12 protein-coding genes are annotated in these 13146 nt (G+C 63.3%); all 12 read right to left on the bottom strand.

The features are described 5' to 3' along the window. Positions 1-3 precede the first annotated feature (3 nt). On the bottom strand, positions 4-1017 hold the full coding sequence (gene trbG, locus OSH10_RS12695; protein ID WP_199257826.1) for a P-type conjugative transfer protein TrbG: 1014 nt from the start codon (positions 1015-1017) through the stop codon (positions 4-6). Further along, complete coding sequence (trbF, locus tag OSH10_RS12700; protein ID WP_020818572.1) at positions 1014-1703, bottom strand: conjugal transfer protein TrbF; 690 nt, start codon at positions 1701-1703, stop codon at positions 1014-1016. The genes trbG and trbF overlap by 4 nt, the downstream gene beginning before the upstream one ends. Next, on the bottom strand, positions 1700-3058 hold the full coding sequence (trbL, locus tag OSH10_RS12705) for a P-type conjugative transfer protein TrbL (RefSeq protein ID WP_266332128.1): 1359 nt from the start codon (positions 3056-3058) through the stop codon (positions 1700-1702). Before trbL ends, trbF begins: the two co-directional genes overlap by 4 nt. 3 nt (positions 3059-3061) lie before the next feature. Further along, complete coding sequence (gene trbK-alt, locus OSH10_RS12710) at positions 3062-3349, bottom strand: putative entry exclusion protein TrbK-alt (RefSeq protein ID WP_035746321.1); 288 nt, start codon at positions 3347-3349, stop codon at positions 3062-3064. A gap of 20 nt (positions 3350-3369) precedes the next feature. After that, entirely contained in the window at positions 3370-4152 is a 783-nt protein-coding gene (gene trbJ, locus OSH10_RS12715) for a P-type conjugative transfer protein TrbJ (protein WP_266332131.1), read from the bottom strand. Next, positions 4149-6656, bottom strand: a complete 2508-nt coding sequence (gene trbE, locus OSH10_RS12720; protein ID WP_266332377.1) for a conjugal transfer protein TrbE — start codon at positions 6654-6656, stop codon at positions 4149-4151. Before trbE ends, trbJ begins: the two co-directional genes overlap by 4 nt. A gap of 10 nt (positions 6657-6666) precedes the next feature. Then, positions 6667-6948, bottom strand: coding sequence for a VirB3 family type IV secretion system protein (locus OSH10_RS12725; RefSeq protein ID WP_110780670.1), 282 nt, complete (start codon positions 6946-6948; stop codon positions 6667-6669). Continuing rightward, positions 6948-7280, bottom strand: a complete 333-nt coding sequence (locus OSH10_RS12730; RefSeq protein WP_009450539.1) for a TrbC/VirB2 family protein — start codon at positions 7278-7280, stop codon at positions 6948-6950. Before OSH10_RS12730 ends, OSH10_RS12725 begins: the two co-directional genes overlap by 1 nt. Next, positions 7277-8269, bottom strand: a complete 993-nt coding sequence (trbB, locus tag OSH10_RS12735) for a P-type conjugative transfer ATPase TrbB (protein ID WP_266332133.1) — start codon at positions 8267-8269, stop codon at positions 7277-7279. The genes OSH10_RS12730 and trbB overlap by 4 nt, the downstream gene beginning before the upstream one ends. Before the next feature lie 146 nt (positions 8270-8415). After that, entirely contained in the window at positions 8416-8877 is a 462-nt protein-coding gene (locus tag OSH10_RS12740; RefSeq protein ID WP_266332134.1) for a ribbon-helix-helix domain-containing protein, read from the bottom strand. Positions 8878-8891: 14 nt separating this feature from the next. Beyond that, positions 8892-10880, bottom strand: a complete 1989-nt coding sequence (locus tag OSH10_RS12745; RefSeq protein ID WP_266332136.1) for a conjugal transfer protein TraG — start codon at positions 10878-10880, stop codon at positions 8892-8894. Between the two features lie 175 nt (positions 10881-11055). Beyond that, positions 11056-13128 carry a relaxase/mobilization nuclease domain-containing protein gene (locus OSH10_RS22915; RefSeq protein ID WP_323181593.1) on the bottom strand — a complete coding sequence of 691 codons (2073 nt, stop codon included), beginning with the start codon at positions 13126-13128 and terminating at the stop codon, positions 11056-11058. Positions 13129-13146: the final 18 nt, after the last annotated feature.

Consider the following 13146-nt stretch of genomic DNA (forward strand, 5'->3'; position numbering starts at 1 on the left):
CACTCATGACGGTTGCTCCCCGGTTTTGGCGGGCTGGGCAGCTTGTCTTTGCTCGATGCGAACGATCCTGACCGTCTGCTGCTGCTTGCCGCTACCAAGACGCAGCTCAGCCGCTCCGAACAGCCGATCGACGATCAAGATGTTCTGGTGAACACGGGAATTGACGATCTGGGTCTCGCCCTCGGAACCGATGACGAAGATCGGCGGCATCTCTCCCTGCACGATGCCGCGCGGGAAAACGACATAGACACGGCGGCCATCGTCGAAGACGGAAATCGGCCGCCATGGCGGCGTATCTCCGGTCAGGCCGTAACGATAGTTGCGTGCCGCCTCGACCGGGATGATGGGTGCTGCCGGAACGGTCTGGCGCTGACCGGCAGGCAGCGCCGGATAAGACCAGGATACGGACGGCATGTAGAGCGCCTCACGGGCGCGCAGTTCGATCATGTAGGTGCGCCGATCGGTCGTCACCACGAGATTGGTTGAGATGTCGGATCGGGATGGTTTGACGAGAATATGGACCCGGCGCGACGTACCGCTCCCGCTCTCGGTATCGCCAATGATCCAGCGGGCGGTGTCTCCCGCCGCGATCGGTCCCGCGCCGGTCAGGCTTTCGCCCGGCTCTAGCGCGATATTGGTGATCTGTCCTGGTGCTGCATAGACCTGATAGAGCGCGCCTTCCGACCAGGGATAGATCTGGATGGCGTTATAGTAACCCTCGCGGCGCGGCTCGACGCGGGCGGCGGCATTGGCGTTCTCGACGCGGCCTGCCGGTGTTCCGGCAGCAGTGCCGCCGCGTGCGACCGTCCAGGCCGGCGGCGTGTGAAGCGGCCGAGGCCGGTCATCGGTGACGGCGGTCGGCACGACGGGCAACGCCGGCACATCGGCATCATAGCTGAACTGCGGCGCTTTGTTGGTGGCGCAGCCGGCGAGCATGGTGGCCGAAAGCAACAAAGCCGCGAAGGCGGGCTTTCGGAAAACCGGCAAGGCGGAATTGCGGGAAAACGCGATGGTCATTGGCTCATCTCCCGCGACCATGAAATTGCATTGACGTAGATGCCGAGCGGATTGGCGCGCAGACGCTCGGCATCGCGCGGCGTCTGGATCACGATGGTCAGGATCGCGGTCCAGCGCTCGGTCGTGGAAAGCTGCCCGTTCTCATAGTGACGCTCGGTCCAGGCGACGCGGAAGCTGTCGTTCGAGGCGCGTATGACGCTGGAAACCTCGACTGCGATCTGCTGGCGGCCGACACGGGTGAACGGATCATTGGCGCGGGCATAGTCGTTGAGCGCGGCTGCTCCCCTATCCGTGGTGAACTCATAGGCGCGCAGCCAGTTCTGGCGCACGATGATGGCGTCCGCCGGGATCGAGCGCGTCTGCTCGATGAAACGGCCAAGATGGAAGGCGATCTGCGGATCGGTCGGACGGTAATCGGCGGTGGCTGCGGCGACGGTCTGGGCTTGGCCGAGATTATCGACCTGCACCACCCAGGGCACGACGGTCCCTCGCGCCGATTGCAGAACGAGCGCGGCAGCGAAGCCCGCCGAGAGGATCAGCGAGCCGAAGGCCATATAGCGCCAGTTCTTGGCCTGCACGCGAGCCGAGCCGATGCGCTCGTCCCAGACTTGTGCGGCTTTCTGGTAAGGCGTCTCGGGTTCGGGCGATTTGCCGTAATGGGTCGCTGGACGTCTGAAGATGTTCATGAGCGGTCACTTTCGGAGATGTTGACGGAAGAGCCGCCGCCGTGGCTGTCACCGGAGCGGACGGCATGGGCGGCCATGGTCGTGCCGTGATTGAGCGCCTGGCGGCGGTGCATCTGCTGCGCCCATGCAGGCGGGCCGCCCGCGGAGGCGGGTCCGGCAGCGTCGGCCACGCTCGCACCGCCAATGGTTCCCTGCGAGGACGATCCACCGGTGACGCCGAGCCCGGCGCGCGCGCCATCGGAGTAGCTGGATTTGACGCTTTCCGCTGCTTTCGAGGCCGTCCGTTTCAGAGGCGATGCGGCGGCGGAGCCTGCCGCGCGGGCAACACCGCCGAGGCCGGAGGCAACACCGGCAGCGCCTGACTGGCCGAGCGATCCGACACTATAGGCGGCGCTCGCCGCACCTGCGGCAGCAGCGCCGCCACGGACAGCCGCAGCTCCACCCGACAGCGCCGCTGCCCCTCCCTTCGCGGCCATGCCTGCCGCAGCGCCGCCGGCAAGCATCATGCCGCCAGCTGCAAGGCCGGTTCCAACTGCTGCATCTGCGCCAAGCTGCGGGCCGCCAGAAACCAGACCGGAAGCGATGCCAGGACCGAAGATGCCGAGGCCGAGAAGGGAAAGTGCGGCGAGGACGATTGCCATGGCGTCGTCGATGGTCGGCGTCACGCCGCCGAAACCGGCCGTAAACTGCGAGAACAATGTCGAGCCGATGCCGATGATGACGGCGAGCACCAGCACCTTGATGCCGGAGGAGACGACATTGCCAAGAACGCGCTCGGCCATGAAGGCGGTCTTGCCGAAGAGGCCAAAGGGAATGAGGACAAAGCCCGCCAGCGTAGTCAGCTTGAACTCGATCAGCGTGACGAAGAGCTGCACGGCGAGAATGAAGAAGGCGAGCAGCACCAGCGCCCAGGCGAACATCAGGCAGGCGATCTGGATGAAGTTCTCGAAGAACGACCAATAGCCCATCATGTCCGAGATGGATTCGAGCAGCGGGCGACCGGCATCGAGGCCGGTCTGCGCCACCTTGCCGGGCCGCAGCAGATCGGCGGCGGAAAAGCTGGTGCCCGAACCTTTCAGGCCAAGACCGGCGAAGCTGTCGAAGATGATTTGGGCGAGATTGTTCCAGTTGCCGATCAGATAGGCGAAGACGCCAATGAACAGCGTTTTCTTGACCAGCCGGGCGATGATGTCGTCGTCGGCACCCCAGGACCAGAACAATGCCGCCAGCGTTACGTCGATGACGATCAGCGTGGTAGCAATGAAGGCGACCTCGCCACCGAGCAGGCCGAAGCCGCTGTCGATATAGCTGGTGAAAACACCCAGAAAGTTGTCGATGACGCCGGTGCCGCCCATGGTTCACTGTCCCCCGTTCTGATGCGGAGCGGCGGGCACCGGCGTCCGGCCGAGGAACCGGTCGCGGTTCTCGGCCCAGGTGGCGAGGCAGCCGGGATCGTTCACGGCGGCCTCGCCTAACTGCTGGCAGTGGCGCAGGCTCTGGCGCAGCGGATCGGCAGGCGCCTGAAGCGCCGGCGCCGCACGGGGCTGTGCTGGTTCGTCCTCGCGTGTCATTTCGATCACCGTCGCGGTGATGGCTATGGCCACGAATATGATCGCGCCCAGCCGGGCCAGCATCTTGCCGTCCATGTTGCGCCCCTCCTGTCCGGTCAGTTGCTGCCGTTGCCGAACATCCGGGCATTGCCGGGCTGATAGCCCGATCCCGATGTCAGGAAACGCTCGCGTTGGATGCGGCCCTGGTCGGCGGCGGTGGCGCGCTCGGCTTCGATCAGAGCTTCGGAGCGACCATTGGCGGACATCAGCGCGATCAGGTCGGAAAGCTGCTGCGACTGGAGCGCGAGAAGCTGATTGCCCGCTTGTGTCGCCTGCAACGCGCCGGTCGCGTTCTGGCTCTGCCCGACAAGGGCGGACATTTCAGCGCGATTGGTGTCAATATTTCCGACGACACCGGCCTGCACGCGCATGGCGTCCTGCAAGCCGCCGACCGTATTCTGCCAGCGGGACCGCGCATCGGCGACGAGCTGGGCGTCGGTCGCGGACAGCGAAACCTTGCCGTATTTCTGTTGGAACATTTGATCGACGTTCTGCACGTCGAAGGCAATGTTCTGCGCCTGGGCCAGAAGCTGCTGTGTGCGCTGGACATTCTGCTGCAAAGTCTGGAGCGAGGAATATGGCAGACTGGCGAGATTCTTCGCCTGATTGATGAGCATCTGCGCTTCATTCTGAAGCGAGGTGATCTGGTGGTTGATCTGCTCCAGCGTGCGTGCGGCGGTCAGAAGGTTCTGCGCATAGTTGGTCGGATCATAGACGATGCGGCCGAAGCCAAAAGCGTGAGCGGGGCTTGCCAGCATGGGCGACAGTGCAGCAGGCATGGCGAGCGTCAGCGCCAGCACGGATGCGCTGACATATCGGGAAACGGGGATACGGATCATGGCAGGGTCTCCTTTTCTTGGCTGTCATCTGGATAGATTTGATCTGGCGTGACCGGCCGAGCAGGCTCTTTCCGTTCGATAAGATTGGTGAGGCTCGGGATCAGATCGACGGCCCATTCGACGCCGCGATCGCGCAGCCAGGCCGCGAGAAAACCGTCCTGCCCATGCTCGGCGACGAGTTCGGCGATACGGGTCTGATCGGATTTGGATGATGCGGCGCAGAGCGCGAGACCGACTTCGCTGAGGCCAAGCTCGAACAGGCGATTGCCGCGCCGCGATTGGCAGTAGTAGTCCCGCTTGGGCGTGGCCCGCGCGAGGATCTCGATTTGCCGGTCATTGAGGCCGAAGCGGCGGTAGATTGCCGTGATCTGCGGCTCGATCGCGCGTTCGTTCGGCAGCAGCAGCCGCGTCGGGCAACTTTCGATGATGGCAGGCGCGATATTGCTGCCATCGATGTCGGAAAGTGACTGCGTGGCGAAAATGACGGAAGCGTTCTTCTTCCTGAGCGTCTTCAGCCATTCGCGGAGCTGATTGGCGAAACCTTCGTCATCCAGCGCCAGCCAGCCTTCGTCGATGATGAGCAGGGTTGGCCGACCGTCGAGCCGGTCGCCGATGCGATGAAACAGATAGGACAGGACGGCAGGCGCAGCCCCAGTGCCGACCAGCCCCTCGATCTCGAAGGCCTGTACATCGGCTGATCCGAGATGTTCGGCCTCGGCGTCGAGCAACCGGCCATAGGCGCCGCCAATGCAGTAAGGGCGCAACGCCTGTTTCAGATCGTTGGATTGCAGCAGCACGGCAAGGCCGGTGATGGTCCGTTCCCCCGCCGGGGCGGATGCCAGCGATGTCAGCGCCGTCCAGATGTGCTCCTTCACCTCCGGCGTGATGCTCATGCCTTCACGCATCAGGATCGCGGCGATCCAGTCAGCGGCCCATGACCGTTCATAGGCATCATCGATCCGCGCCAGCGGTTGCAGGGAAACGGAAACCTCCGATCCCTCGGTCAATCCACCGCCGAGATCATGCCAGTCGCCACCCATGGCGAGCGCGGATGCCCGGATCGATCCCCCGAAATCGAAAGCGAAAATCTGGCTGCGATCATAACGGCGAAATTGCAACGCCATCAGCGCCAGCAGCACGGACTTGCCTGCGCCGGTCGGGCCGACGACGAGAGTATGGCCCACGTCGCCGACATGAAGGGAAAGCCGGAACGGCGTCGAACCCTCGGTCTTGCCGTAAAGCAAGGGGGGCGCTCCGAGATGTTCGTTCCGTTCCGGCCCCGCCCACACGGCCGATAGCGGGATCATGTGGGCAAGGTTGAGCGTCGAGACCGGCGGCTGCCGAACATTGGCATAGGCATGTCCGGGGATCGAGCCGAGCCAGGCATCGACGGCATTGACGGTTTCCGGCATAGCCGTGAAGTCACGGCCCTGAATGATCTTCTCGACCAGACGCAGCTTCTCGTCGGCGATACGGGGATCGGCGTCCCAGACGGTGACGGTTGCTGTTACATAGGCCATGCCGGCGACGTCAGCGCCCAGTTCCTGCAAGGCCATGTCGGCATCGAGCGCCTTGTTCGACGCATCGGTGTCCACGAGCGCAGATTGCTCGTTGGTCATCACTTCTTTCAGGATCGCGGCTATGGATTTGCGCTTGGCGAACCATTGCCGCCTGATCTTGGTCAGCAACTTCGTCGCGTCCGTCTTGTCCATCAGAATGGCGCGGGTGGACCAGCGATACGGGAACGCGAGCCGGTTCATCTCGTCGAGCAGGCCGGGCGTGGTCGCTGTCGGAAAGCCTGTGATGGTCAGGATGCGCAGATGCGACAAGCCCAGGCGTGGCTCCAGCCCGCCGGTCAGCGGCTGATCGGCCAGCAGCGCGTCGATGTGCATCGGCACCTCGGGCACGCGGACTCGATGGCGGTTCGTGGAAATCGTGGAATGGAGATAGGTCAGCGTGCCCGCGTCATCGATCCAGTGGCATTCGGGCATGAAGCCGTCGAGTAGCGCCAGCACGCGGTCGGTGCGGTCGACAAAGCCGCGCATCAGTTCCCAGGGATTAACGCCGGATTGTTCGCGCCCCTCGTAGAGCCAGGTCTCGGCGCGAGCCGCATCTTCGGCGGGTGGCAGCCAGAGGAAGGTCAGGAAGTAGCCTGACACGAAATGCGTGCCCGCTTCCTCGAAGGCAGCTTTGCGCTCGGCATCGACCAGAGCGGAGGCCGGATCAGGAAATTGGCTGCCGGGATAGGTCGCGGCTTCGCTTCGTTGTGCCTCAACAAAGATCGACCAGCCGGAGCCGAGGCGGCGCACGGCGTTGTTGATACGCCCGGCGACCGCGACCAGCTCGGCGGCGACAGCGGAATCCAGATCCGGCCCGCGAAACTTCGCAGTCCTCTGGAAACTGCCGTCCTTGTTCAGCACGACTCCCGAGCCAACCAGCGCGGCCCAGGGCAAGAAATCCGCGAGGCGGGTGGCGGTACGGCGATACTCGGTGAGGTTCATCATGGCCGCGCCCTCACACCGACAGATGACCGGGGATGCGCAGATGCCTACGCCCGACCTCGACGAAGAGCGGATCGCGTTTGGCAGCCCATACCGCGAGGAAATGACCGACTGCCCAGATGGCGATGCCAACCAGCCAGAGACGGAGGCCGAGGCCGACGGCGCCGGCCAGCGTGCCGTTGACAATGGCAATCGAACGCGGTGCGCCGCCGAGCAGGATATGCTCGGTCAGCGCCCGGTGAACCGGGATGGAGAAGCCCGGCACCGTATCGAGCTGTTCAAACCCGCCCGCCATCAGATGAGCGCCCCGCCGCCGAACGAGAAGAACGACAGGAAGAAGCTCGACGCGGCGAAAGCGATGGACAGGCCGAAGACGATCTGGATCAGGCGGCGGAAGCCGCCGGAGGTATCGCCGAAGGCCAGCGCCAGGCCGGTGGCGATGATGACGATGACGGCGATGATCTTGGCGACAGGACCCTCGATCGACTGGAGGATCGACTGAAGCGGTGCCTCCCAGGGCATGGAGGAACCGGAGGCGTGTGCGGCAGGCGCCAGCATCAGACTGATGGAAACAGTGGCAGCGGCGGTTGCCATGATGCGGCAGCCGCGTGAAATCGTGCGGATCATGAAGGGTTTCCTTTCGGGGTGGTTGCCAAAGTAATGGGATGCGTGATGGCGTAGTCGCCGTCCGGGCCCAGCCCATCGACGCGGGCGAGTTCGACAAGGCGGCGGGACGATCCGCGTCCGGCGAGGACGGCAACAAGGTCGATAGTCTCGGCGATCAGCGCGCGCGGGACGGTGATGACGGCTTCCTGGATGAGCTGTTCGAGGCGGCGCAGCGCACCGATGCCAGAACCGGCATGGATGGTGCCGATGCCGCCGGGATGGCCTGTTCCCCAGGCTTTGAGCAGATCGAGAGCTTCGGAACCGCGGACCTCCCCGACCGGGATGCGATCAGGGCGCAGGCGCAGCGATGAGCGCACCAGATCGGAGAGCGTGGCAACGCCATCCTTGGTCCGCATGGCCACGAGATTGGGCGCGGCGCATTGCAGCTCGCGCGTGTCTTCAATGATGACCACGCGATCCGAGGTCTTCGCCACCTCGGCCAGCAGCGCATTGGTCAGTGTCGTTTTGCCAGTGGACGTGCCGCCTGCCACAAGGATATTGGCGCGCGCGGCGACGTTCAGGCGCAACACCTCGGCCTGAGCGCTGGTCATAATTCCGGCGCTTACATAGTCGTCGAGCGTAAACACCGCGACGGCGGGCTTGCGTATGGCGAAAGCGGGTGCTGCGACCACCGGCGGCAGCAGACCCTCGAACCGTTCGCCGGTCTCGGGCAGTTCAGCCGACACACGCGGATTGCGGGCATGAACCTCGGCGCCGACATGATGGGCGACCAGCCTGACGATCCGCTCGCCATCGGCAGCCGACAGCCTCTCCCCCGTATCGGCCAGACCTTCGGAGAGCCGATCCACCCAGATGCGGCCATCGGGATTCAGCATCACCTCGACCACAGCTGGATCTTCCAGAAGCCGGGCAATCGATACCCCGAGCGCGGTGCGCAGCATCCGCGCACCACGCGCAATCGTCTCGGGTTTCTGATGTGATGCGGTCATGGCGGCCCCATTCATGGCGGGACGCGCAAAAGACGGACCCCGGATTGGGGTCGATTAAAAGAACCTGATTTAGGGCCGTTTCAACAGATGTTTACGCGTGTGCGGGCATCGGCGGCGCAGGGCGGCAAATAGGATGGATCGAAAGTTCAGAGCTGGTTTCCATCCGCTTCGGACTGGCCTTGTGACGGAAGATCGTGAAGCGAATCCATATCCCGCGACAACTCTTTCAGGAATCTGTCGCCGGAAGCCAGGCGCTTGCCCAGCGTCTGCATGAAGCCTTCGAAGCGCTCGTTGCCCTTGATGCGCGCCGATTGCTTCGCGCTATCTGACAGCGGCGGCGTCATGGTGAGCCAGAATTGTACGAACAGCGAAAGCGTCTCGCCGAGGATGGCGACATCTTCGTCCAGCATATCGAACTGGCGGCCAAGCTTATCCAGGCGTCGCGACATTGCGGCTTCCAGCCGTTCGTTCGTGTCACCGGACAGGAAGGATGCCACCGCAGCCTCGATCACTGCGGATTTTGAAACATTGCGACGCAGCGCCAGACCCTCGACCTGCTTCAGCAGATCCGGGGAGAAGTAGACATTCATGCGGGTGCGACTCGTCAAGCCAGTCTTCCTTCTCAAAGCTCGATGCCGTCATTTGGGTCGAGTGACGCCTGCCGCGCGACCATGCGCATCCGCTGACGCATGGCACGGGCTTTGGCGGCATCGACGTCGGGCTCATCATCGAGAAAGTCGAACTCCTGCGATGGCGGCGGTGGTGGCGGGATGATTTCCTCATGTTCGGGAAGCTCCGGCTCACGACGGATACCGGCATTGGCAGGATCGTCGTCGGACGTATTCGACGTGGGTCCGTGGCCGGCCGCGGCCGTAACAACACGGTTCGTCCAGTCGTCTGGCGCCGATGTTACCATCTTCACCGAAGGCTTGCGCAGATCGGGCGGCGGCAGCACCCGTTCCTGAAGCCGCGCATCGGCATAGTAGCGCGCCTTGGCGGCGCGGATGGGCGGCACACCCGCTACCATAACGATCTCGTCGGTTGGCGGAAGCTGCATGATCTCGCCCGGTGTCAGGAGCGGCCGCGCTGTTTCCTGCCGCGACACCATGAGATGCCCGAGCCAAGGTGCGAGGCGATGACCGGCATAGTTGGTGGAATCGCGCATTTCTGTCGCCGTGCCGAGCGCGTCGCTGATCCGCTTGGCGGTGCGTTCATCGTTGGCAGCAAAGGCGACACGCACATGGCAGTTGTCGAGAATGGCGTTGTTCTGCCCATAGGCGCGCTCGATCTGGTTCAGGGATTGGGCGATCAGGAACGCTTTCAGGCCGTAGCCGGCCATGAAGGCCAGCGCGGATTCAAAGAAATCAAGCCGCCCGAGCGCGGGGAACTCGTCCAGCATCAACAGGAGACGGTGGCGTTTTTCGGTGGTTTCCAGTTCCTCGGTCAGCCGCCGCCCGACCTGATTGAGGATGAGGCGGATCAGCGGTTTTGTGCGATTGATGTCCGAGGGCGGTACGACGAGGTAGAGGCTGACGGGTTCTTTTGCTCCGACCAGATCAGCAATGCGCCAGTCGCAGCGGGCCGTCACGCGGGCCACGACCGGATCTCGGTAGAGGCCGAGAAAGGACATCGCCGTGGACAGCACGCCGGAGCGTTCGTTCTCGGATTTGTTCAGCAGCTCGCGTGCCGACGAAGCGATGACGGGATGCACACCGGCTTCGCCCAGATGCGGCGTGTCCATCATGGCGCGCAAGGTTGCCTCGACCGGACGGCGGGGATCGGACAGAAAACTCGCGACGCCGGCGAGCGTCTTTTCCTTCTCGGCGTAAAGGACATGCAGGATCGCGCCGACCAGCAGCGAATGGCTGGTCTTTTCCCAGTGGTTGCGCTTGTCGAGACTGCCCTCGGGATCGACCAGAATATCCGCGATGTTCTGGACATCGCGGACTTCCCATTCCCCCTGACGGACTTCCAGCAGCGGGTTGTAAGCTGCGGAATGCACATTGGTCGGATCGAACAGCAGGACGCGGCCGTGATGGGACCGGAAGCCGGCCGTCAGATTCCAGTTCTCACCCTTGATGTCGTGCACGATGCAACTTCCCGGCCAGGTCAGCAGCGTCGGCACAACGAGACCGACGCCTTTGCCTGATCGAGTGGGCGCGAAACAAAGGACATGCTCGGGGCCGTCGTGCCGGAGATAGTCCTTGCTGTGCCTGCCAAGGACCACGCCATCGGGACCGAGCAGTCCGGCAGCATGGATTTCCTTGTCCTCGGCCCATCGCGCCGAACCGTAGGTGGCGACGTTGCGCGCCTCGCGCGACCGAATGATCGACATGAAAAAAGCGGCGGCGATAGCGAACAACGCCCCGGACGTGGCGATGAACGCGCCCTCGGTGAAAATACCGGGCGCATAGGCGTCATAGGAAAACCACCACCAGAAGAAGGCCGGAGGATAATAGACCGGCCATCCCGCAACATCGAACCATGGATTGCCGAGCTGGGGCTGAAAGCCAAGGCGAAAGGCCACCCATTGTGTCGAAGTCCAGATCATCACCAGGACAATGATGAATACGACAATGATCTGGCCCCAGAGTATTCGGCCACCACGCATACAGGCTCCAATCGGCAAGGGAGATGGAGCCGATCAGAGAATAGACGTTTTCAAAAGCGACAACAGGAAAAGCAGGGGTGCCGTGTTGCCGGATACTATCGGCGGCACATCGGACAGGCCCTTTCAGATGCCGATGTCGACAGAACAATTTGCGAGGTGCCAGATCGGCAAAGGCTCAAATCCCGAGCCCTCGTGTTCGCCCCATTTGCCACGATACCGATCCACCCTGCACGATGCCCGCAACCTCGCGGCCGAGCTGGCGGTCGATCACTGGCCGCCATGGGACAAGAGTGAACTCGTGGCTCTTTTCGACAATGGCAAACTTGCCGCTCGATAGATGTGCGGTCCCGGTGAACTTGCCGCTGATATTTTCGCCATCGGCAGCCGCCCGGAACGGCAAGCCTTTGCTGCTGGCCATTTCCGCACCGACGCGGGCCACTTCCCTTTCTCGCAGATTGGCGAGCAGGTTGCGCCGATAGAGGATGCGTCCATTCTGCTGCCGCGTGGCATCGCCCTGTGCGATATGGTGTTCACGCCGCTGGTCCATAGCCTCGCGCACCTGCTGGCCGAACCCTGCCGGGGTAAGGTCAGAGGCGTCCGGTGTGACCAATCGCCGGTCCAACCAGGTCGCACCATCGGCGCCGATCTGCTTTTCCAGGTCGAAGGTCGAGACGACACGGATGCTGGCTTGCCGGTTGCGACCGGCATCATAGGCGGTGGCGCGGCTCTCGAAGTCTTCGGGGATGCGCCACTGGTCGGCGTCGATCCGCTCGGCAATCCTGGCCCGGCGTAGCGACTCCAATCGCCGGACATGGGCATCGACATAGCCCTCATAGTCGCCACCCGGCACACGTCCCTCGAACTTCGCCTGTTCGAGGTGGCGGCTAGGTCGGTAGATACCATTTTCCGAGATCGCAGCGATGGTGCGATCAGAGGGACGTTGTGCTGTATCGGCGGGACCGACTTCCACGATGCTGCCGATCCGGGCATCTTCGACGCGGGCCGGATCAATGCCGGGAAGATGGTGCGTGCGCCCGTCGATCCCGTCGACCACGAGGGTCAGCTTTTCACCCATCTCATCGGTCAGATATTTGTCGACGATGCGGCCGGTGATGGGTGCCGCGGGTGCGGCATCGTGAAGCTGGAAGGTCATCGGATCGCGTTCCTGCCCATCGGCCTTCAGCGCCTCTTGCATGTTACGGATGATGTCACCGCGCTCACCGAGTTCACGCAGCGCTGGTTCCATCTTCGCGCCAAGCTCCCAGACGCCGGGTGCATATTCCGTTGCCAGCCTCATCTTTTCCAGTTTGGCGAGACGGCGCAGGCGAAGCGTGCGGTTGAACTGGCGGCGCGTGTTGTCGGGATCATGGCGCAGATCGAGGATCCGTTCATCGGCCTCTTCGGTCATTGCCCGGTCGATCCGGGTGAAGCGGTCCTGGTCGATTTCGGCAGTCAACTTGCGGCTCTGCTCGATCTCGGTGGCGGGTCCAAGTTCCAGCGTGGTCAGTTCGCTCGCCCGCTCACGAATACCATTGGCGAGATAGTCGCCATTGATGACCAGGTTCTCGCCCAGATCGTCCTTGCCCCGAACAATGACATGGACATGGGGATGGCCGGTATTGTGGTGATTGACAGCCACCCAATCGAGTTTCGTGCCAAGGTCGGCCTCGATGCGGCTCATCAGATCGCGGGTGTGTTCGGTGAGGTCGGAAAGATCGGCGGCATCTTCGGGCGAAACGATGAAGCGGAACTGGTGGCGATCATCCTTGCCGCGATCAAGGAAGGCATCTCCATCGGCGCGATCGTCGGTCGCCGAATAGAGCTGGCCGCGCTCGCCACCACGCGATGTCCCGTCTCGCTGGATGTAGCGCAGATGGGCAGCCCCTTTGCCATTCTTCCCCGCGCTCTGGACGTACCGGGTTTTGACGACGACGCGGCGCACGCCGGTCGCACTGTGCCGCCACCCGCCCGACAGGGTTTGGGCGCGGACAAAGGCCGCGCCACGGCCACGCTTGACGCCCGGACCTTTGCCATCGCGCGATGCCTTCCCGCTCTTTCCGGCCGAACCAGATGAAGGCGACGAGGAAGTCCGTGATGCGAATGATGATGATCTGCCGGGGCTGTTGCTATGCTGACGCGCCAGCTTCTTTGCCTGCGTCAGAAAGCTCTTCGCCTTGCCCGCCTTCGGCACGTCCGACCTGATGCGGCCAGGCTTCGGGAGAAAGCGGTTCTCGTCGTCGCCACTCATCGTCGCATCCGAAGCCGT

Source organism: Kaistia defluvii (assembly GCF_026343955.1).
Classification (GTDB): Bacteria; Pseudomonadota; Alphaproteobacteria; order Rhizobiales; family Kaistiaceae; genus Kaistia; species Kaistia defluvii.

Coding starts and splice junctions, on each gene's coding strand:
- trbG (WP_199257826.1), bottom strand. CDS start 1,017: ATGACCATCGCGTTTTCCCGCAATTCCGCCTTGCCGGTTTTCCGAAAG.
- trbF (WP_020818572.1), bottom strand. CDS start 1,703: ATGAACATCTTCAGACGTCCAGCGACCCATTACGGCAAATCGCCCGAA.
- trbL (WP_266332128.1), bottom strand. CDS start 3,058: ATGGGCGGCACCGGCGTCATCGACAACTTTCTGGGTGTTTTCACCAGC.
- trbK-alt (WP_035746321.1), bottom strand. CDS start 3,349: ATGGACGGCAAGATGCTGGCCCGGCTGGGCGCGATCATATTCGTGGCC.
- trbJ (WP_266332131.1), bottom strand. CDS start 4,152: ATGATCCGTATCCCCGTTTCCCGATATGTCAGCGCATCCGTGCTGGCG.
- trbE (WP_266332377.1), bottom strand. CDS start 6,656: ATGATGAACCTCACCGAGTATCGCCGTACCGCCACCCGCCTCGCGGAT.
- OSH10_RS12725 (WP_110780670.1), bottom strand. CDS start 6,948: ATGGCGGGCGGGTTTGAACAGCTCGATACGGTGCCGGGCTTCTCCATC.
- OSH10_RS12730 (WP_009450539.1), bottom strand. CDS start 7,280: ATGATCCGCACGATTTCACGCGGCTGCCGCATCATGGCAACCGCCGCT.
- trbB (WP_266332133.1), bottom strand. CDS start 8,269: ATGACCGCATCACATCAGAAACCCGAGACGATTGCGCGTGGTGCGCGG.
- OSH10_RS12745 (WP_266332136.1), bottom strand. CDS start 10,880: ATGCGTGGTGGCCGAATACTCTGGGGCCAGATCATTGTCGTATTCATC.
- OSH10_RS22915 (WP_323181593.1), bottom strand. CDS start 13,128: ATGAGTGGCGACGACGAGAACCGCTTTCTCCCGAAGCCTGGCCGCATC.